Genomic DNA, 20,204 nt, shown 5'->3' with positions numbered 1-20,204 from the left:
ATTGAAGGAATTCTATTCAAACGGAAAATTACTACTCACTGGAGAATATGTTGTATTAGACGGAGCAACTTCCTTAGCTGTTCCTACTAAATACGGTCAAAATCTAGTGATTGAATCTGTGGAAGAACCTGTTCTTGTTTGGGGAAGTTTTACCGATGAAGGAAATTGTTGGTTCGAAGCGCAATTCAGCCTACCGAAACTTCGATTAACCTCAGCTACTTTCAATTCTGACGAAGACGGTAATTCTGAAACTATTGCTGAAACGTTGCAGAATATGCTGCAAGAGGCTAGAAAACTAAATCCAAATTTCTTACAAACCGAAAAAGGATATTTTGTTAAAACGAATCTAACATTTCCGAAAGATTGGGGATTAGGAAGTTCTTCTACTTTAATTAATAATATTGCTACATGGGCAAATGTTAATCCGTTTGACTTACTTTGGAATGCGTTTTCTGGAAGTGGTTATGATATAGCTTGTGCTAAACATAACACTCCTATTTTCTATACCTTAAAAGATAGTAAACCTATTATTTCAGAAGTTAACTTCTCTCCTACTTTCAAAGACAATTTATTTTTTGTGTACTTGAACCAAAAACAAAACAGTAGAGAAGGAATTAAAAGATATCGAGAAAAGAAACAACTTATAGAAAGAGAGATAAATAGAATTTCAGAAATATCAAAAAAGATGATTTCTACCAAATCTTTATCAGAATTTGAACTTTATATAGCTGAACATGAAACAATTATTTCATCTATTGTTGAGCTACCTAAAGTAAAAGATTTATTATTCTCAGATTATTTTGGACAAGTAAAAAGTTTAGGAGCTTGGGGTGGTGATTTCGTTTTAGCAACAGGAAACCAAGACACACCAGAATTTTTTAAACAGAAAGGATATACAACTGTTATTCCTTACAAAGACATGATTTTATGAGTAAAATTGTAATTATCGGTGGCGGTGCCGCAGGTTTTTTTACAGCAATAAATGCGAAAGAATTAAATCCGAATTTAGACATTACAATTCTTGAAAAAGGTAAAGATGTTTTACAAAAAGTAAAGATTTCTGGTGGCGGAAGATGTAATGTAACTCATGCTTGCTTTGAACCTAAAGAACTAACAAAATTTTATCCACGAGGACAAAAAGAACTTCTAGGACCATTTCATCAGTTTATGACTGGTGATACTTTTGAATGGTTTGAAAGCAAAGGACTTCCTCTAAAAATTGAAAGCGATAATAGAGTTTTTCCTGAGGCAAATACTTCACAAGCGATTATTGATTGTTTTCACAAAGAAATTAAACGTTTAAATATTAAAGTCCTTACTAGTAAAGGTGTTACAACTTTTAACAAAGAAAATAAACAATGGATTATCAAAACTAAAGAGGAAGAGTTCGTTGCGGATAAACTAGTTATTGCAGCTGGAAGTAGTAAAAAGATTTGGGATATTTCAAAAAAATTAAATCACACTATTATTCCAACTGTTCCATCTTTATTTACATTCAACATAAAAGATGATCGAATTAAAGATTTAGGAGGAGTTTCTGTACCCAATGCTACAGTGAAAATTAACGGAACTAACTTAGTAAATTATGGTCCTTTATTAATTACTCACTGGGGAATGAGTGGCCCTGCGGTGTTAAAACTTTCTGCTTTTGGAGCAAGAGTTTTAGCTGATAAAAACTACAAATACAGTGTTAGTATTAATTGGCTCTCAACATCAGAAGAACAAATCTCAGAAAAACTTCTAGAACTAAAAAATAAAAACTCACGTAAACAAATCGGTTTAAAATCTCCTTTTTCAGAAATTCCAAGACGATTATGGGAACGATTAATTATTGCCAGTAAGATTCGATTACAACAAAATTGGGCAGACACCAATAAAACTCAATTATCATCTCTTGTTCAACAACTTACAAAAGCAACATTCAATGCAGATGGAAAGTCAACTTTTAAAGAGGAATTTGTAACAGCTGGAGGAATTGATTTAAAAGAAATTAATTTCAAACGCTTTGAAAGCAAACTCCATAAAAACCTATTTTACGTTGGGGAAATTTTAAATATCGACGCTGTAACTGGAGGATTTAACTTTCAAAACGCTTGGACTGGTGGTTGGATTTGTGCTAATGCTTTAGCCGAAGAGTAGTTTATTCTTCTTCGTCAGACTCATAACAATTAAATACCATTGTATATCCGTATTCTTTGGCCTCGTCATAAAATTCACGGTTTTCTTTATCTAATTCTTTTTCATCTTCAATTTCAAAAAATTCATCATCTACATTATCTACTTTCCAGCCTTCTTCTTCTGTATAGTATTTTGCTAAATGAATAGCTCCTTCTGCGTCTGCATAATCAATGTAAACACTTACAAAAGCCCCTGCTACTTTTTCATAATACTCTGTTCCTTTTTTAGGTTCTGCTTGTAAATTAATTAAATACATGTCGGTTTGTTTTAAAAATTAATAACTCATTACTGTACCGTAATACAGCAATTGAAATGTTTTGACATCTAGTAACAAATAATTCATAGACATCATGATTCCGTAATTTGTTTTATCGTAAAAAAGCTGATCGAAAAAAGATATTTGATTGCCATCGTGATCATAATATTCTCCATTAGTTTTAAAATGATCTTCTGAAAAGTTTTCTAACTGAGATAATCGATGCACATTTACGCGAATTGAAATATCGTACAAGCTATCTATTTTTATTTTCAGTTTCTTACCTTCTTTTGTTAAGCTTCCGTTATGTTTAAATAAAATTTTTCGGTAAAAATCATCGTCCAATAAATCATAAATAACACGTTCCGTATTTACTTCTTTTTGAGTATTTACAATAAACTTTGAAAGGTTATTTGCCAACCGATTTAGCTCTCCGATTCGAACTCTTGTTTTCTGAAACATTAATGGTTTTTCTTCCGCTTGTTTCTCAAAAAAAGCTGTTCTACCTTCAATAACCTCATCACTTACCTTAATCGATTTTAATAAAGATTTATGCGCATTGTAAGTAGAAAAATCATGCTGACCATAACCCCCAACAACAATAAATAAAATGAAAAGTGATAACTTATCAAACATAAAAACTTAATATAACTTACAAAATACAATATTTTAACTTAAAAGGAACTATGAACCTAATAAGTTAAACTCCGAAAATCTTTAAGGTAAGATTTTGATAAAAATTTAATTCCACTTATTTTTAATATATGACACAAAGTGATAACTTTTTAGATTACTGGCTAAATGGAGGTTACGTTATATTGAGTAGATATTTTTTAACAGCCAGTTTAGCGTTTATTCTTTTTTACGTTTTTTTTAAACAGTCTTTTTGGTTTAGAAAAATTCAAAAAAAACTTCCGAAGTTAAAGGACTACAAGAGAGATATTGGATATTCCTTGATTTCTGTATCAATATTCGCAACAGTTTCATTAGTTATTTTCTTTTATCTAATTTCTTATACGAATATATATTTCGACTTTAGTGAGCATAGCATTGGTTATTACATATTCAGTTGGGTTTGGATGCTATTCATTCATGACACATATTTTTACTGGGTGCACAGAATGATGCATCATCCAAAACTATACAGAAAAGTTCATTTAATCCATCATAAATCTACCAATCCTTCTCCTTGGACTGCTTACGCTTTTCACCCTCTTGAAGGATTTTTAGAAGCTTTAATTGCACCAATTATTGCTTTTACCTTACCCGTACATATTTCTGCTTTTGGATTCTTTTTCCTTTTCCAGATAATTTATAATGTTTACGGACATCTTGGATTTGAATTATACCCCAAGGGATTCCATAAAACATCTATTGGAAAATGGATAAACACATCTGTATCTCACAATTTACACCATAAAAGGTTTAATGGAAACTATGGCTTATATTTCCTTTTTTGGGATAGAATTATGGGAACTATTCGAGAAGATTACGACGCTACTTTCGAAAAAACCACTGAGAAACAAATGAATTAATCGGCAAGTTCGCCTCGGTGAGGTTTTAAAGCATCACGGAAAATTTTCATATTAGACTCATCTACTGTTATGAAGGCCATTGTATACATTTCGTTCAATTCGTTATATGCTACTTCATGATAATTAAGATTATCAATTTGAGCAAATTCTTTTAAGTGAATACAATGATGTTTAGCTGTTTCTAACGCATCAGGTCCTTTAAAGTCCCAAATCAATTTTATTTTTCGTTCCATAATGCAAAAATACCCAATTCATTTCTGAATTGGGTATTCTTAATCAAATCTACTTAAATGTATATCGATATGCATTTAAGACCCGTTTCATTTTCTTTGTCATAGAACCTTTCCCACAATTAAAAGTTAATGCAATTGATAATTTTTCTTCAGGAAAATATGCTGCCATAGATCTAAAACCATCAATTCTTCCTGTATGACCATAAATATCATATCCTTTCATAGTACTCACAGCGATTCCCATTCCTAAGTCATCTCCTACAGGTGTTGTCATTGTTTTCAAAGTTTCTGCAGAAAGAAATTTACCACCAAACAAGCCACTGTAAAAAACATTTACCTCTCTCGCTGTGGAAATAATTCCACCAGCTCCCATTGTGCCGGTTAAATTCGTTTGATACACAATTGGTGACCATTCTCCGTTTTCAGGAAAATAATCCATTGCCTCGTTGTTTGCTAAATTCAGCGTATCATTAAATGATGTTCTCTGAAGGTTAAGTTTCTTGAAAACTCTTTCCTCTAAAATTTCTTCAAAAGGTTTTTGCTCCAGATCTTCTATAATGTAAGACAGTAAAACATAATTTGTATTCGAATATTTAGTCATTTTATTCGGTTGAAAATCCGAATTATATTTTTTAATTCGTGCAATCATTTCTTTTCTGTCTCGAGGTTCTGCAATCCAAACTTCAAAAGAAGGATCATTTGTTACATTATGTAAACCAGACCTATGCAATAGTAAATCCTTAATTGTAATCTCATTGGCATTCACAATACTTGGAAAAAACTCACCCAACTTTCTATTGTACGAAATTTTTCCTTCCTCAATCAATTGGAGAACAATCGTAGCCGTATAAGTTTTGGATACCGAACCTATCCAATAGCGAGTATTTTCGTTAGCTCTCTTTTTACTTTCAAGTTTTTTGTATCCAAAAGAAGCATTATATATTTCACTTCCATCTTTAAAAATAGAAACAGTTCCCATAGCCTCTTTCTGTGTTTCCATCTCTAAGAGTAAATTATCGAGAGTTTGTTTTTTATCGCAACTCACAAAAAGACATAGACATCCTATTAAGATTGAAAATCTTTTTACAACAGTCTCTAAAATCATATTAAAAGACTTTAGTTCTTGTTCTTAAATGCTAGTCCAATAAGACTTAATCTAGCGATTAAAAAGACAAACATTCCAAATACTGGAGATAACAAACCAATTTTTAATCCCCCAGCTAATACAGGTGTAGCAATATCGTTATTCGTTGCAGATATCGCATCGAAAGCACCAATTAAACCAATCATCATTCCTAAAAATCCCCAAACCATTGCAAATAAACTCAAATGACTTATTATTTCTTTGATTTTATTATTCGGATCGCCTTTCAAAAATGCTTTTACTGAAAGTCCGATACATGTTAATAACAAAAGGAATATAGGATACATAAATATCGGTCCTCCTTCGTTCATTCTTTTAAAAAGCTCTCCTAAAATTAAAAAGTTCATAGTATTCTGTTTTTTAAATTAATTTGCTTCAAAAGTATGAGCAAGGATAGTCCAATAATTTTCATTTCGACGAATAACAAAACTAACAATTAACTCAACAAGATTAATAAGTCTTTTAGCAATTAGGTAGAAAACAGAAGAAAACCTGAATTTCGTCGCAAGTATTCTTATATTACTTTAAAAAAATTAATATTGCATTAATGAAAAGAGTAAAATTAATTTTAAAAGAATTAACACGTATAGTGATTCATATTTTATTTTGGATAGGTGTGTATTTCTTTTTCACCTATTACTTGGGTTATGGAAGTACAAATACGGCTTACATAAATAATTTTACTTTTTTTTTAATGCCAATCACAATCGCATTAGGATACTTCTTTTTTTACTTTCTAATTCCTAAATATTTACTCACCAAAAAACAATTTTTATTCGGGTTATATTCGATTTACACCTTTATTATTTCATTCTTTTTTATTGCTCTTTCTATATTTTACGGAATGGTTTTATCGCATGACTTAGTAATTGAAGACGCTAATCCACTAACGAAAACAGTACCCTATATTATTTTTGGAGTTTATTTTATAACCTTAATCGTAATCGTACTTGGATTACTGATTAATAGTTATCAAACCGCTTTAAAAAGTGATGTGCTCCGAAATAAGTTTTTAGCTACTCAACTTCAGTTAAAGGAACAAGAATTAAAATATTTAAAAATGCAAATCCATCCGCATTTTCTATTTAACACGTTAAATACATTATATGGTTTTGCTTTAAAAAAATCAGAAAAAACACCAGAAGTTATTTTAAAACTTTCTGGTTTATTAGATTACATACTTTACCAGGTAAACAAACCAAAAGTCCTTTTGGAAGATGAAATTCAGCACATTAAAAATTACATATCCTTAGAAAAAATAAGGTTTGGTGATAATTTAGATATTGAATTTAACGCTCTAAAAAACACGCACAGCATTCTTGTTCCGCCGATGCTTTTATTGCCTTTTGTAGAAAACGCCTTTAAACATGGTGCTCGAAAAAATGGAGTTTTAAACATCTCATTAAACATTCAATTAGAAGAAGATTTTTTAACTTTTTCATGTTCAAATTCAGCAAATAATAAACCAACTGAAAAAATAGGAATCGGCTTAACTAATATTAAAGAAAGATTGTCTAAGCTTTTTAATGATGAGTTTGACCTAATAATATCCTCAGAAAAAGAGGAATTTAAAACCTTTCTAAAAATTCCTATTAAAAATGAATAAAACATACAAATGTGTTGTGGTGGATGACGAACCAATAGCACGAGAAATTATAGAAAGTTTTATCGAAAAAACTCCAAACCTAAAATTACTTGGAAGTTTCCAAAACGCGGTTGAAGTCTTAAGTTTTGAACAAAAAGATAATGTTGATCTCTATTTCTTGGATATTAATATGCCTGAAATAAACGGATTGAGTTTAGCTAAAATTATCAATAAAAAAGCTCATATAATTTTTACCACTGCATATAGAGATTATGCAATTGATGGTTTTAATTTAAATGTAGTTGACTATCTTTTAAAACCAATTGCCTTTGATCGTTTTTTACAAGCCATTGAAAAATTACCAAAAGAAAGTCAACTTGTTAACACAACTTTCAACCAAGAGCAAAAAAGCGACTTCTTGTTTATTCGATCCGAACGAAAGATGATAAAAGTTTCTTTTAATGATATACTTTACATCGAGAGCTTGAGTGATTACATCAAAATTTATTTAAGCAACGAAGTTATTGTTACACGAGAAACTATCAGTAACATAAATGATAAACTTCCGCAGAATCTTTTTATAAGAATACACAGATCTTACATTATTTCAATTAACAAAATTCATTCTTACACCAATGAATTTATAGAGGTTTCAAAAAAAGCATTACCCATAAGTAGAAGCTATAAAGAAAGTGTTTTACAAAAATTAGCTGGAATGTAAGCTAAGCTCTATCTTTACAAAAAATTTCAATTTTGAACACTACAGACTTTACTTTTAAAGGAACTACTGAAACTATTGAGAACGCTTCTTTTACATGGCAAACTCCGAGTAATATTGCACTAGTAAAATATTGGGGAAAAAGTGAACCTCAACTACCAAAGAATGCTTCAATCAGCTTTACTTTAAATAGTTGTCATACAACTACAGAAATTAAGTTTACAAGAATTTCAAAAAGTAAAGAGCCACAATTCGAACTATATTTTGAGGGTAAAAAGAAGGATGATTTCAAACCAAAAATTGCTAAATTTTTCTACAGAATTAAAGAATACTGTCCCTATATTTTCGAATACGAAATGATTATAAGTTCTGAAAACTCTTTCCCCCATAGCAGTGGAATCGCATCATCGGCAAGTGGAATGAGCGCAATTGCTATGTGTCTATTAAGTTTAGAGAAAGAACTAAACCCGAACATGACAGAAGACTTTTTCAATCAGAAAGCTTCATTTTTAGCGAGATTAGGCTCTGGAAGTGCAAGCCGAAGCGTAGAAGGACCATTAGTTGTTTGGGGAGAACATCCAGAAATAGAAGGAAGTTCAGATTTTTTTGGTGTAAAATTCCCATATCATGTTCATAAAATTTTTCAGAATTACGGAGACACTATTTTATTAGTTGACAAAGGTGAAAAACAAGTGTCTAGTACTATTGGACACAATTTAATGCATAATCATCCCTATGCAGAAAATCGTTTTAAACAAGCTAATAATAATTTGAGTAAATTATCTAAAATTTTACAGTCTGGAGAAATAAAAGAATTCATTAATTTGGTAGAAAGCGAAGCCTTAACTCTTCACGCCATGATGCTAACAAGCAACCCATATTTTATTTTAATGAAGCCAAACACTTTGAACATCATTAATGAAATTTGGAAATATCGAGAAGAAACAGATAGCAATGTTTGTTTTACTCTTGATGCTGGAGCTAACGTTCACTTGTTATATCCTGAACAAGAAAAAGAAAAAATTAAAAAACTAGTAGACAATAAGTTAAAAATATATTGCCAAAAAAATAACTATATTTGTGATAACACCGGTTTAGGTGCAAAAAGCATGTAACTAAATTATCCCTAGCATTATGAAAAAAGTTACTCAATTATTGACAATACTTCTCACTGGCTTTTATTTTTTATCGAGTTATGGACAAAAAACTGTTTGGTTTGATAAAAATTGGCAGGAAACTTCGGAAGACAACAGTGTATACTATCGTCCTCAACCTAAAAAAGTAAAAAGTGGATATTGGATTGTTGACTATTACAAAAATGGTCAAGTTCAAATGGAAGGTTTTAGCACAATAAATGAACCAAACAAAGAATATTTTGATGGTTTAGTAACTTACTACCATCCAAACGGAAAGCCTTTTCATAAAGCTAATTATAAAAATGGAAAATTAGACGGTGTTAGAAAAGTATTTTATGAGTCAGGTGAATTAAAAGAACAAGGGAGGTATAATAATGGGAAACGCCAAGGAATCTGGAAAACTTTTTATAAAAATGGAAAAATAAAAACAAAAGGTAAATATAAAGATAATGAAAGAGTTGGCATCTGGAAAACCTTTTATAAAAATGAATATTAAGAATCCCTAAATAATACCTATCTTTGTTGCTAAACTTGAAAAAAGATGAAAGGACCTCTTTTCTATGCTAAAATTTTATTATTTGGGGAATACGGAATCATTAAAGACTCTAAAGGTTTAGCGATTCCTTTTAACTCATACAAAGGAGCTTTAAAAACAGCCCAAAATTTAACTGGGGAAGCAAAAAAATCTAATGAAAGTCTGCATGCTTTTTACAAGTATCTAAAAAAATTACAAACAGAATTAGTTTCATTTGATTTAGATAGTTTAAAACAAGATATATCCTCAGGAATGTATTTCGACTCGTCAATTCCGCAAGGATATGGAATTGGTAGTTCTGGTGCTCTTGTTGCTTCAGTTTACGATAAGTATGCCCAAAACAAAATTACAGTACTTGAAAACTTAACAAGAGATAAACTTATAAATCTTAAGGAAATTTTCTCTTCAATGGAATCTTTTTTCCATGGAAAAAGCTCAGGCTTAGATCCTTTAAACTCATATTTAAGTATTCCAATTTTAATTAACTCTAAAGAAAACATTGAAGCTACTGGTATTCCATCACAGAAGGAAGGTAAAGGAGCTGTTTTCTTATTAGATTCAGAGCAAACAGGTGAAACTGAGCCAATGGTAAATATTTTCATGAATAAAATGAAAAATGAAGGCTTTAGAAAAATGTTAAGCGAGGAATTTGTAACATACACCGATGCTTGTATTGAGGATTTTCTTAAAGGAAATGTAACGTCTCTTTTTGGAAATGTAAAAAAGTTGTCCAAAATTGTTTTAGCTAACTTTAAACCAATGATTCCAAATGCTTTTCATAAAGTTTGGGAAAATGGAATTTTAACAAATGATTACTACCTAAAACTTTGTGGTTCAGGTGGTGGTGGTTATATCTTAGGATTTACCGAAGATTTCGAAAAAGCTAAAGAAAGTTTAAAAAACTACAAGCTAGAAATCGTTTATCGATTTTAACACATGAGTCTCATCTCTTCTAATAAAAATAAACTTGCAATTAAATTTTTAAGCTTATTTTCTGTGGTAAGAGGATATAATATTTTAATTCTTGTTACTGCACAATATTTGGCTGCTATATTTATTTTCTCCGAAGAAAAAACTATTTTTCCTGTTCTATTTGACTGGCATTTACTTTATTTGGTCTTAGCTACAGTATCAGTAGTTGCATCTGGCTATATCATCAATAATTTTTACGATGTAAAAGCTGACAGAATTAACCGTCCATTAAAATCAGGCTTAGACGCTCAAATAAGGCAAGAGACAAAATTATCACTTTATTTTCTACTCAATTTTATTGGCTTTTGCTTTGGCTGGCTGGTTTCTTGGAGAGCTGCTATTTTTTTTGCTACGTATACTTTTGGAATTTGGTTATACTCTCATAAATTAAAAAGATTTCCTCTAATAGGATTAATCTCAGCGACTATACTCACAATTTTACCTTTTTTCGTAATATTTATTCATTATAAAAATTTTTCACAAATCATTTTTATACATGCCGTTTTCCTATTTTTAATAATTATGGTGAGAGAACTAATTAAAGATTTAGAAAATATTAAAGGGGCTGTGGTAAATAATTATAAAACATTCCCTGTAGCATATGGTGAAAAAAAGACGAAACGATTTATAACGTTCTTAATAACGCTTACTTTTATCCCAACGATCATTTTATTTAGTTACAACGGGATTGCTTATATGAAGTATTATTTCTATTTCGCATGCGCTATTTTAATATTTATTGGATTTTACTTGTTCAAAGCCAATAGCAGAAAACAATATCAATTACTTCATAACATATTAAAAGTCTTACTACTAATCGGAGTATTCAGTTTATTATTAATTGATAAATCACTACTTTTAGATAAAATAATTTCTCAATTTAACTAAATCTTAAATTAGTTATTTTTTCGCATGTTTGCCGCCTGAAAACCAAATATTTGAATTACATTTGCGGCCTCAATTTTTTATATCATGAATAGAAATAACTCGTCGAGAGGACGACAAACTGGAAATAGCAGCAATCCTCGAAATAAAAAACAATTCAAAAACAGAAAGCCCAACAAACCAATTGCTTCAAATAAGGCCAAAGAAGAAACAGGTACTCGTTTAAATAAATTTATAGCGAACGCAGGGATTTGCTCAAGAAGAGAAGCTGACACATATATAGAACATGGTAGCGTAACGGTTAACGGAAATCTAGTAACTGAAATGGGATACAAAGTTCAACCTGGAGATGAAGTTCGTTTCGACGGAAGTTTAATTTCTTTAGAACAAAAAAGATACATACTTTTAAATAAGCCTAAAAACTACATTACTACAATGGAAGACGATCGAGGTAGAAAAACTGTAATGGAGTTAGTTGGTAATGCGACCAAAGAACGTATCTATCCTGTTGGAAGATTAGACAGAAACACAACTGGGTTATTATTATTTACAAATGATGGTGAATTGGCTAAAAAACTTACGCATCCAAAGCATAACGTTCGAAAGTTATATCATGCCTCATTAGATAAAAAATTAAGTTTATCCGATTTAGATAAGCTAAGAGGAGATGTTGTAATCGAAGGAAAACGTGTATTTATTGATGCTGTTTCTTACGTAGAAGGTGAAAAGAAAACTGAAGTAGGAATTGAAATTCATTCTGGAAGAAATCGAATTGTAAGAAAGATTTTTGATAACTTCGGTTACCATGTTACAAAACTAGATCGTGTAATTTTTGCAGGTTTAACAAAGAAGAATTTGCCAAGAGGAAGATATAGAGAATTAACTCAACAAGAAATTAATAATTTAAAAATGCTTTAAAATTGGTTCTAGAAAACTTAAAATCGAACATTGATTCAATCATAGCTTCTCAAAGTACTAGAGAAGAAAAACTACAAGAGATTTGCAATTATTTAAAATCAGAAATAACATATTATGATTGGGTAGGGTTTTATTTCAAAAATGGAGATAAAGAAGAATTAAAGCTTGCTCAATACGCTGGTGAAGAAACTGAACATACTATTATTCCCTTTGGCAAAGGAATTTGTGGACAAGTTGCGTTAAGTAATGAAAACTTTGTGGTACAAGATGTTTCTGAACAAGACAACTATATTTCGTGTGGGTGGAAGGTAAAATCAGAGATTGTCATTCCAATTTTCATTGATGGCGAAAATATCGGACAAATTGATATTGACTCGCATACTATAAATCCTTTTTCTACAGAAGATGAAAAACTTTTAGAATACATATGTGAAAAAATTACAGTTTTTTTATAAAAAGATGTGTAAATAATTGGAAATTAAGTTTTTTTCTATATTTTCGTAGAAGTTATTAACAATTTTACTAATCATTTAATGCCCCTAAAGATGAGTAAACACATCCCTAATTATGAAGGTTTGGGTTCAAATAGCCAGACTGAAAAATTGACTTTATTGGAAAAATTAGCTCTTTGGGTTCGTGATTTCCTAGAAAATGCAGAATAGCAGAGTCAAGAAAAACATTTAAATCGGAAAAACTAAAGTTATCAACAAGTTTTTCCGATTTTTTTATGACTAACTATCTCAAAAATATTGAACAAATCTATACTTTTAGTATTTTTGCACGCTCAATAACAACACAACGCAATGAGCAAAACTAAAAAAATTCAATCAGCACTCATTTCAGTCTTTCACAAGGATGGTTTAGAACCAATTGTTAAAAAATTAAATGAATTAAATGTTACTATTTACTCAACTGGAGGAACTGAAAAATTCATTAAAGATTTAGAAATTGATGTAGTTCCTGTTGAATCAGTAACAGATTATCCGTCAATTTTAGGAGGAAGGGTAAAAACACTTCACCCGAAAGTTTTTGGGGGAATTTTAAATCGTCAAGAAAATGAAGGAGATGTTGCTCAGTTAGAAGAATATAAAATTCCTCAAATCGACTTGGTAATTGTTGATTTATATCCTTTTGAAAAAACAGTTGCCTCAGGAGCAGCGGAACAAGATATCATTGAAAAAATCGATATCGGTGGTATTTCATTAATAAGAGCAGCTGCTAAAAACTTTAAGGATACTTGCATCGTTTCTTCAATGGAACAATATGATGAGTTCCTAAATTTAATCTCAGAAAAAAAAGGAGAAACTACTATTTCTGACAGAAAAAAGTTAGCCTCAAAAGCTTTCAATATTTCATCACATTACGATACTGCTATTTTCAATTATTTTAATGAAGATGAAGTAGCATATAAAGCTAGTGAAACAACTGTTAAAAAACTTCGTTACGGAGAAAATCCACATCAAAAAGGATATTTCTTCGGAGATTTAAATGCGATGTTTGACAAATTACATGGAAAAGAATTAAGTTATAACAATTTATTAGATGTAGATGCTGCGGTTAATTTAATTAACGAGTTTCAAGGTGAAGCTCCAACTTTTGCTATTTTAAAACATAACAACGCTTGTGGTTTTGCACAAAGAGATAGTGTTTATCAGGCTTACGTTGACGCATTGGCTGGTGACCCAGTTTCTGCCTTTGGAGGAATTTTAATTACCAATGTAGCTATCGATAAAGACACTTCGGAAGAAATTCATAAACTATTCTGTGAGGTTGTCATCGCACCAGCATTTGATGAAGATGCTCTTGAAATTCTAAAAGGTAAAAAGAATAGAATTTTATTAGTTCAGAAAGAAGTTAATTTACCTAAACAAACAGTGCGAACTGCTTTAAACGGAGTATTGGTTCAAGATAAGGACAATAAAACAGATAAAACTGACGATCTAACTTATCCAACAAATACAAAACCAAGTGAAAAGCAAATTGAAGATTTACTTTTTGCTTCGAAAATTTGTAAGCACACAAAATCAAATACAATTGTTTTAGCGAAAAATAAGCAATTATATGCCAGCGGAACTGGACAAACAAGCCGTGTCGACGCATTAAGACAAGCAATTGAAAAAGCAAAAAGTTTTAATTTCAATTTAGACGGAGCAGTAATGGCTAGTGATGCATTTTTCCCCTTCCCCGATTGTGTTGAGATAGCAGGAAATGCTGGAATAAAGAGTGTTATACAACCAGGAGGATCAATAAAAGATGAATTAAGCGTCGAGTATTGCAACAATAATAAAATCTCAATGGTATTCACAGGAACAAGACACTTTAAACATTAAGGATTTAGGATCCTTTTCTTTAATTTTTTTTGTTAGATTTGTGAGAATACATTGTTGAATCATATTTTAAATATTTTTTATGGGCTTTTTTGATTTCTTGACTGAGGAAATCGCAATCGATTTAGGTACTGCGAACACATTGATTATACATGACGGTAAAGTTGTAATCGATAGCCCTTCCATTGTTGCCAGAGATAGAATGTCTGGCAAAATTATAGCAACTGGAAAGGAAGCTCGCAAAATGCAAGGTAAAACTCATGAAAATATTAAAACCATTCGCCCCTTAAAAGATGGAGTAATTGCTGATTTCCAAGCATCAGAAGAAATGATAAAAGAGTTTGTAAAACAGATTCCTTCGATCAGAAAAAAAATCTTCCCTCCTTCATTAAGAATGGTAATATGTATTCCATCTGGAATTACAGAAGTAGAAAAACGTGCCGTAATTGATTCTGCTCGTCACATGAATGCAAAAGATATTTATCTCATCTACGAACCAATGGCAGCAGCCATTGGTGTAGGTGTTGATATTATGGAACCAAAAGGTAATATGATTATCGATATAGGTGGTGGTACAACAGAAATTGCTGTAATTGCTTTAGCTGGTATTGTTTGTGATCAATCTGTAAAAGTTGCAGGTGATTTATTTACCAGTGATATTATGTACTATATGAGAACTCAACATAATCTTTATGTTGGCGAAACTACAGCTGAGAAAATGAAAATCCAAATTGGTGCAGCTACCGAAGATCTCGAAGATGCTCCAGAAGACATGATGGTTCAAGGAAGAGATTTATTAAGTGGTAAACCGAAACAAGTTCAAGTTTCTTACAGAGAAATGGCCAAAGCACTTGATAAATCTATTTTAAGGATAGAAGATGCAGTGATGGAGACTTTATCAAAAACTCCTCCAGAATTAGCTGCAGATATTTATAACACTGGAATTTATTTAGCTGGTGGGGGATCAATGCTTAGAGGTTTAGATAAAAGACTTTCACGTAAAACTGATTTACCTGTTTACGTTGCAGAAGATCCTTTAAGAGCCGTTGTTAGAGGTACTGGAATTGCTCTGAAAAATCTAGATAGATTTAAAAGCGTATTAGTAAGCTAAATATATTCTTAGAATGCAACAGCTCATTTATTTTATCCAGAAATTTAAATACGTTCTGTTCTTTTTGCTGTTGCAGCTTATTTCTTTATTTCTGATCATAAATAATCATAGTTTTCACAGGAGTAAGTTTATAAGCTCTGCGAATAGTATATCGGGCGGTATTTATAAAAATCGTAAATCAGTCACCGACTACTTAAATCTAACCGAGCAAAATAAAGCTCTCGTAAAAGAGAATACCTATTTGAAAAATACAATTGCTCTTTTAAAATCAAAACTCGATACTACTACCAACCATTTTGTTCTTGACACTATTGAATATAACCAACAATATCAATATAACGATGGAATCATTACAAAAAACGAATATCATAAAGCGTATAATTACCTAACCATTAATCGAGGTCGAAAAGATAATGTTTCCTCAGAAATGGCCGTTATTAACTCTAAAGGTATAATTGGAATTACTGATGCTGTGAGTAATTCTTACGCGAGAGTAAGATCTATCCTAAACAGAAACAATGAAATTAATGTTCGATTGAAAAACAAAGATATTTCTGGAAACTTTTATTACGGATCTGTAAGTTGGGATACAAAAGATACTCGTATAATTCAATTAAGTGATATTCCAAGAGAAGCAACAATTTCTCTAAATGATACAATCGTCACAAGTGGAAGATCTGCAATATTTCCTGAAGGTATTCCAGTTGGATCAATTATTAATGTTGATGAAAGGGAAAACAATAATATTATTCAAATTAAACTATTCAATGATATGAGAAGTTTAAGGGATGTATATGTTATAAACAATTTCCACAAAAACGAAGTTAAAGATTTAGAGAATGTGGTAAATGAGTAGAAGAGGATTTTATTTATTGTTTTTATTTGTCGGGTTAATATTTCTTCAAGCATCTGTGTTAAACAACATACTATTATTTGATAGGATAAATCCATATGTATACATCGCTTTTATATTTATTTATCCTTTTAAAAAGAATAGATTTCCTATAATTAGTTTAGGCTTTTTACTTGGACTTTTCGTTGATCTATTTTCCGACTCTGGAGGGGCTCATGCATTTGCCACAACTACTATCGCATTCTTAAGACCTTATTTTTTCAAAACCATATTTCAAAAAACGGAATTGGATTATGATTTTTTCAGTCTAAAACAGGAGTCCTTTGGAAAAGTCTTTAATTTTATTGTCATTTTAACTTTCATACATCATTTTTTATTATTTAGTTTACTTAACTTTAGTTTCCATAACTTTTTTTATGTAATATCTAACACAGTTCTGTCAGGTATATTTACGTTAATTGTATATTTCTTAGGTAGTTTTATAGTAAACAGAAAATAATAAACGTGCAAAGAAGCTCACTTTTAGTAATATTAATTTTTTTAATAGGGATAATTTACATCGGTAGATTGTTTCAATTACAGGTAATTGAAGGAAAATCGGTAAACCCAATTAATAGTGCAACTGTAAAAATCGAATACGATTATCCACAACGAGGTTATATCTACGACCGTAACGGAAAACTGTTAGTTGCAAATCAACTTTCCTATGATGTTATGGTAATTCCGAAAGAGGTTAAAAATATTGATACCCTTCAATTTTGCTCTCTTTTAAAAATTACAAAACAAGATTTCCTACGAAGATTTAATAAGGCTGAAAAATATGCTCGTTGGTTACCTTCAGTATTTTTAAAACAAGTTGCGAAAGAGGATTTTGCATACTTACAAGAAAAACTTCACAAGTTCAAAGGTTTTTATATTCAAAGGCGTATCATAAGAAACTACCCTATAAAATCTGGAGCCAATATTTTAGGTTTTTTAGGAGAAGTTAACGAACAACAGGCGAAGAAAAGTGAATATTACGAAAACGGAGAGTTAATTGGTAAATCTGGAATTGAAAATTATTATGAAAACGAACTAAGAGGAGTTAAAGGGAAAAAATATTTTAATCGTGATAACCTGAACAGGATAACAGGATCGTACAAAAGCGGCGAATATGATACTCTAGCAGTTGCTGGAAAAGATTTAACACTTACTTTAGATAGCGATTTACAACGATACGGAGAGCTTTTAATGAATGGTAAACGGGGAGGAATTGTAGCTCTAGAACCTGCAACAGGGGAATTATTAGCACTTGTAACAGCTCCTTCTTATGACCCAAATATGATGGTAGGAAGAAAACGACGTACATTCTCTCAAAAATTATTTTCAGACACAATAAATAATCCAACCATTGACAGGGGATTACAAGCAGTATATTCTCCCGGTTCTCCCTTTAAAATATTGAACGGTCTCATTGGTTTGCAAGAAAATGTTATTGACCCACGAACTGCAATTTATTGCAATGGAGGTTATCGCTACGGGAAAAGAAAACATGAATTTATGCGATGTCACTGTGGAGTTTATGGAAGACCTATTCGTTTAAAAGAAGCTATTGCTAAATCGTGTAATAGTTATTTTGCCGAAACTTATCGAAAAATCATTAACAAATCAGAAAACACCAAAACCGGATTTGACAACTGGAGCAATCATGTTAAAAGTTTTGGTTTAGGTAACTTTTTAGGGTACGATTTACCAGTTGGAAATAAGGGATTGGTTCCTAATTCAAAATATTATGATGACAGATATTCATTTGGATGGAGAGCTACAACTAATATTTCTAACGCCATCGGACAAGGAGAAATTCTGACTACGCCAATTCAACTTGCAAATGCAACAGCTGCGATTGCCAATAGAGGATTTTATTATACACCGCATATTGTAAAACGCATTAGCAATTCGCCAATTGACAATTCGAAATTCATCATAAAAAAAACTACTACTATTAATTCCAATCATTTCCCTACTGTAATTGAAGCAATGCATGAGGTCTTTAAAACAGGGACTGGAAAATATAGCCAGGTAAAAGGAATTGATATTTGCGGAAAAACAGGCACAGTAGAAAATTTCGCTATTATAAATGGGGAGAAAGTTCAACTAACCGACCATTCTATCTTAATTGCATTTGCACCTAAAGAAAATCCTAAAATCGCAATGGCTGTTTTCGTAGAAAATGGAGGTTTCGGTTCAACCATAGCAGCTCCTATAACAAGTTTGATGATAGAAAAATACCTTAACGGTGACGTACAAAGAAAAAATATTGAAGAGAGAATGATGAATTTAAGCTTAAAGGATACATATAATAAACAATTAGAAAAAAGGGACTCTCTTGAGACAATTAAAGAATAATATTTTTGCTAACATCGATTGGATTACCATATTCATTTACATTGCACTTGTTGTATTTGGTTGGATGAATATTTATGCGGCATCATCTACAGATACAAGTAGAGAGTTGTTTGATTTCTCTACTAGATATGGTAAACAAATGATTTTTATTTGCCTAGCATTCCCTTTAAGTATTATTGTACTCTTTCTTAACTCAAAATTTTATGAACGATTCTCAAGTTTGCTATACCTCTTATCTATTCTATTACTTGCTGGTGTCCTTCTATTTGGCAAGAAAATAAATGGAGCTACCTCTTGGTATAATTTTGGTGGAATTGGATTACAACCTTCGGAGTTTTCAAAGGCATTCACAGCACTCGCTATAGCCAAATTAATGAGTGACAGAAAATATAATTTAAAACTAGTTAAAAATCAAATAAAAGCGTTTATAATCATTTTCCTACCAGCGTTATTAATTGCTCTTCAACCTGACATGGGATCTGTTTTGATATATTTTGCCTTCTTTTTTGTATTAAATAGAGAAGGTTTAACATTAAGATATTTTATTTTAGGTATCATTACGATTGTTTTATTTCTACTTACAATATATTTCGGAACCAAATTTATACTTATAGGCACCATTTTCTTTTTGACTATCATACTTTTTTATGTAGGGTATAAAAACAAGCAATTTATTCGTTTCAATTGGCCAGTAATTCTTATTGGATATGTAATTACAACAATTTTTATTGCTGGTGTAGGATACACTTATACAAACATTTTAGAACAACATCAAAAAGATAGGTTCGATATTCTTTTAGGAAAAATCAACGATAATCGAGGAATTGGATACAATACATATCAAGCCGAATTAACCATTAAATCAGGTAATTTTTGGGGTAAAGGTTTTCTTCAAGGCGACAGAACACAAGGAAATTTTGTTCCTGAACAAGATACCGATTACATCTTTAGTACGGTTGGTGAAGAATGGGGATTCTTCGGAAGCGCACTAGTTATTATTTTGTTTATGATATTACTTTATCGAATTATATACTTAGCAGAACAGCAAACTAATAAGTTCTCAAGAATTTATGGCTATGGTGTTGCCTCTATAATATTCTTTCATGTGATTGTAAATATCGGGATGGTTATAGGTCTTTTACCCACAATCGGAATCCCATTACCCTTTTTTAGCTACGGAGGATCTTCGTTATGGGGTTTTACTTTATTAGTCTTCATTTTTATAAGGCTAGATGCCCACAAGAAATATGATTACTAACTAAAGCAACTATAAATCATTTTTGTCTGAATGGTATATACAAATCAAATAGACAAGAAAGTAGTTCAATTAAATTAAAGAACTTCACGATACGAAATAAAACCGCAAAGACACAAATACTTTAAATTCTGAAATATTCAAAAGAAATTAAAAACTGATACTAGCTACAGTAAAC

Annotated in this window: 21 protein-coding genes; 16 read left to right on the top strand and 5 right to left on the bottom strand. The window is 31.0% G+C overall.

The genetic code is table 11. The features are described 5' to 3' along the window. Window position 1 precedes the first annotated feature (1 nt). Both BTO06_RS02495 and BTO06_RS02490 read left to right on the top strand, forming a co-directional pair. Window positions 2–931 (top strand): GYDIA family GHMP kinase, encoded by a 930-nt coding sequence (locus BTO06_RS02495; protein ID WP_100923816.1) that lies wholly within the window; start codon window positions 2–4, stop codon window positions 929–931. Then, on the top strand, window positions 928–2,139 hold the full coding sequence (locus tag BTO06_RS02490) for an NAD(P)/FAD-dependent oxidoreductase (protein WP_100923815.1): 1,212 nt from the start codon (window positions 928–930) through the stop codon (window positions 2,137–2,139). The genes BTO06_RS02495 and BTO06_RS02490 overlap by 4 nt, the downstream gene beginning before the upstream one ends. 1 nt (window position 2,140) lies before the next feature. Here the strand turns inward: BTO06_RS02490 and BTO06_RS02485 are convergent, their stop codons facing one another. Then, on the bottom strand, window positions 2,141–2,434 hold the full coding sequence (locus BTO06_RS02485; RefSeq protein ID WP_100923814.1) for a hypothetical protein: 294 nt from the start codon (window positions 2,432–2,434) through the stop codon (window positions 2,141–2,143). Between the two features lie 18 nt (window positions 2,435–2,452). Continuing rightward, window positions 2,453–3,070: a hypothetical protein gene (locus tag BTO06_RS02480; protein WP_100923813.1), complete on the bottom strand. Its 618-nt coding sequence runs from the start codon at window positions 3,068–3,070 to the stop codon at window positions 2,453–2,455. Window positions 3,071–3,198: 128 nt separating this feature from the next. Between BTO06_RS02480 and BTO06_RS02475 the strand changes: the two genes are divergently transcribed. After that, on the top strand, window positions 3,199–3,969 hold the full coding sequence (locus tag BTO06_RS02475; RefSeq protein ID WP_100923812.1) for a sterol desaturase family protein: 771 nt from the start codon (window positions 3,199–3,201) through the stop codon (window positions 3,967–3,969). Here BTO06_RS02475 and BTO06_RS02470 read toward each other — a convergent pair. From BTO06_RS02470 to BTO06_RS02460, 3 genes are all read right to left on the bottom strand, one after another. Beyond that, window positions 3,966–4,202: a hypothetical protein gene (locus BTO06_RS02470; protein ID WP_100923811.1), complete on the bottom strand. Its 237-nt coding sequence runs from the start codon at window positions 4,200–4,202 to the stop codon at window positions 3,966–3,968. The two genes, BTO06_RS02475 and BTO06_RS02470, sit on opposite strands and share 4 nt — an antisense overlap. Window positions 4,203–4,251: 49 nt before the next feature. Continuing rightward, window positions 4,252–5,202 carry a serine hydrolase domain-containing protein gene (locus BTO06_RS02465; protein ID WP_157811714.1) on the bottom strand — a complete coding sequence of 317 codons (951 nt, stop codon included), beginning with the start codon at window positions 5,200–5,202 and terminating at the stop codon, window positions 4,252–4,254. 116 nt (window positions 5,203–5,318) lie between these two features. Then, entirely contained in the window at window positions 5,319–5,693 is a 375-nt protein-coding gene (locus BTO06_RS02460) for a MotA/TolQ/ExbB proton channel family protein (RefSeq protein WP_157811713.1), read from the bottom strand. A 200-nt stretch (window positions 5,694–5,893) separates the two neighbouring features. Here BTO06_RS02460 and BTO06_RS02455 point away from each other — a divergent pair, with 200 nt between their 5' ends. From BTO06_RS02455 to rodA, 13 genes are all read left to right on the top strand, one after another. Further along, a complete protein-coding gene (locus BTO06_RS02455) occupies window positions 5,894–6,952 on the top strand; it encodes a sensor histidine kinase (RefSeq protein WP_100923809.1) in 1,059 nt (352 codons plus the stop codon). Continuing rightward, complete coding sequence (locus BTO06_RS02450) at window positions 6,945–7,652, top strand: LytR/AlgR family response regulator transcription factor (RefSeq protein WP_100923808.1); 708 nt, start codon at window positions 6,945–6,947, stop codon at window positions 7,650–7,652. Before BTO06_RS02455 ends, BTO06_RS02450 begins: the two co-directional genes overlap by 8 nt. A gap of 32 nt (window positions 7,653–7,684) precedes the next feature. After that, complete coding sequence (locus tag BTO06_RS02445; protein WP_100923807.1) at window positions 7,685–8,764, top strand: diphosphomevalonate/mevalonate 3,5-bisphosphate decarboxylase family protein; 1,080 nt, start codon at window positions 7,685–7,687, stop codon at window positions 8,762–8,764. A 19-nt stretch (window positions 8,765–8,783) separates the two neighbouring features. Then, on the top strand, window positions 8,784–9,281 hold the full coding sequence (locus BTO06_RS02440; RefSeq protein WP_100923806.1) for a toxin-antitoxin system YwqK family antitoxin: 498 nt from the start codon (window positions 8,784–8,786) through the stop codon (window positions 9,279–9,281). A 45-nt stretch (window positions 9,282–9,326) separates the two neighbouring features. After that, entirely contained in the window at window positions 9,327–10,253 is a 927-nt protein-coding gene (locus BTO06_RS02435) for a mevalonate kinase family protein (protein WP_100923805.1), read from the top strand. 3 nt (window positions 10,254–10,256) lie between these two features. Then, a complete protein-coding gene (locus BTO06_RS02430) occupies window positions 10,257–11,180 on the top strand; it encodes a geranylgeranylglycerol-phosphate geranylgeranyltransferase (protein WP_100923804.1) in 924 nt (307 codons plus the stop codon). Window positions 11,181–11,264: 84 nt separating this feature from the next. Then, the gene (locus BTO06_RS02425) at window positions 11,265–12,095 is read left to right on the top strand and encodes a pseudouridine synthase (protein ID WP_198517123.1); all 831 of its coding nucleotides are present in this window, start codon (window positions 11,265–11,267) and stop codon (window positions 12,093–12,095) included. A 2-nt stretch (window positions 12,096–12,097) separates the two neighbouring features. Next, window positions 12,098–12,550 carry a GAF domain-containing protein gene (locus BTO06_RS02420; RefSeq protein WP_100923802.1) on the top strand — a complete coding sequence of 151 codons (453 nt, stop codon included), beginning with the start codon at window positions 12,098–12,100 and terminating at the stop codon, window positions 12,548–12,550. Between the two features lie 348 nt (window positions 12,551–12,898). Next, the gene (gene purH, locus BTO06_RS02415; RefSeq protein WP_100923801.1) at window positions 12,899–14,425 is read left to right on the top strand and encodes a bifunctional phosphoribosylaminoimidazolecarboxamide formyltransferase/IMP cyclohydrolase; all 1,527 of its coding nucleotides are present in this window, start codon (window positions 12,899–12,901) and stop codon (window positions 14,423–14,425) included. Window positions 14,426–14,504: 79 nt separating this feature from the next. After that, entirely contained in the window at window positions 14,505–15,533 is a 1,029-nt protein-coding gene (locus tag BTO06_RS02410) for a rod shape-determining protein (protein WP_100923800.1), read from the top strand. A gap of 13 nt (window positions 15,534–15,546) precedes the next feature. Continuing rightward, window positions 15,547–16,389: a rod shape-determining protein MreC gene (mreC, locus tag BTO06_RS02405; RefSeq protein ID WP_100923799.1), complete on the top strand. Its 843-nt coding sequence runs from the start codon at window positions 15,547–15,549 to the stop codon at window positions 16,387–16,389. 501 nt (window positions 16,390–16,890) lie between these two features. Next, window positions 16,891–18,771, top strand: a complete 1,881-nt coding sequence (mrdA, locus tag BTO06_RS02395) for a penicillin-binding protein 2 (protein WP_100923797.1) — start codon at window positions 16,891–16,893, stop codon at window positions 18,769–18,771. Next, on the top strand, window positions 18,752–20,029 hold the full coding sequence (gene rodA / locus BTO06_RS02390) for a rod shape-determining protein RodA (RefSeq protein WP_100923796.1): 1,278 nt from the start codon (window positions 18,752–18,754) through the stop codon (window positions 20,027–20,029). Before mrdA ends, rodA begins: the two co-directional genes overlap by 20 nt. The last annotated feature ends 175 nt before the right edge of the window (window positions 20,030–20,204 follow it).

Origin of the sequence: Tenacibaculum sp. SZ-18, from assembly GCF_002813915.1 — a bacterium.
Taxonomy (GTDB): Bacteria; Bacteroidota; Bacteroidia; order Flavobacteriales; family Flavobacteriaceae; genus Polaribacter.
This window is presented reverse-complemented; position numbering and strand designations above follow the sequence as displayed.

Bases quoted from the DNA above. Each gene is read 5' to 3' on its own strand.
- BTO06_RS02490 (WP_100923815.1), top strand. From the start codon at position 928: ATGAGTAAAATTGTAATTATCGGTGGCGGTGCCGCAGGTTTTTTTACA.
- BTO06_RS02485 (WP_100923814.1), bottom strand. From the start codon at position 2,434: ATGTATTTAATTAATTTACAAGCAGAACCTAAAAAAGGAACAGAGTAT.
- BTO06_RS02480 (WP_100923813.1), bottom strand. From the start codon at position 3,070: ATGTTTGATAAGTTATCACTTTTCATTTTATTTATTGTTGTTGGGGGT.
- BTO06_RS02475 (WP_100923812.1), top strand. From the start codon at position 3,199: ATGACACAAAGTGATAACTTTTTAGATTACTGGCTAAATGGAGGTTAC.
- BTO06_RS02470 (WP_100923811.1), bottom strand. From the start codon at position 4,202: ATGGAACGAAAAATAAAATTGATTTGGGACTTTAAAGGACCTGATGCG.
- BTO06_RS02465 (WP_157811714.1), bottom strand. From the start codon at position 5,202: ATGGAAACACAGAAAGAGGCTATGGGAACTGTTTCTATTTTTAAAGAT.
- BTO06_RS02460 (WP_157811713.1), bottom strand. From the start codon at position 5,693: ATGAACTTTTTAATTTTAGGAGAGCTTTTTAAAAGAATGAACGAAGGA.
- BTO06_RS02455 (WP_100923809.1), top strand. From the start codon at position 5,894: ATGAAAAGAGTAAAATTAATTTTAAAAGAATTAACACGTATAGTGATT.
- BTO06_RS02450 (WP_100923808.1), top strand. From the start codon at position 6,945: ATGAATAAAACATACAAATGTGTTGTGGTGGATGACGAACCAATAGCA.
- BTO06_RS02440 (WP_100923806.1), top strand. From the start codon at position 8,784: ATGAAAAAAGTTACTCAATTATTGACAATACTTCTCACTGGCTTTTAT.
- BTO06_RS02435 (WP_100923805.1), top strand. From the start codon at position 9,327: ATGAAAGGACCTCTTTTCTATGCTAAAATTTTATTATTTGGGGAATAC.
- BTO06_RS02430 (WP_100923804.1), top strand. From the start codon at position 10,257: ATGAGTCTCATCTCTTCTAATAAAAATAAACTTGCAATTAAATTTTTA.
- BTO06_RS02425 (WP_198517123.1), top strand. From the start codon at position 11,265: ATGAATAGAAATAACTCGTCGAGAGGACGACAAACTGGAAATAGCAGC.
- purH (WP_100923801.1), top strand. From the start codon at position 12,899: ATGAGCAAAACTAAAAAAATTCAATCAGCACTCATTTCAGTCTTTCAC.
- BTO06_RS02410 (WP_100923800.1), top strand. From the start codon at position 14,505: ATGGGCTTTTTTGATTTCTTGACTGAGGAAATCGCAATCGATTTAGGT.
- mreC (WP_100923799.1), top strand. From the start codon at position 15,547: ATGCAACAGCTCATTTATTTTATCCAGAAATTTAAATACGTTCTGTTC.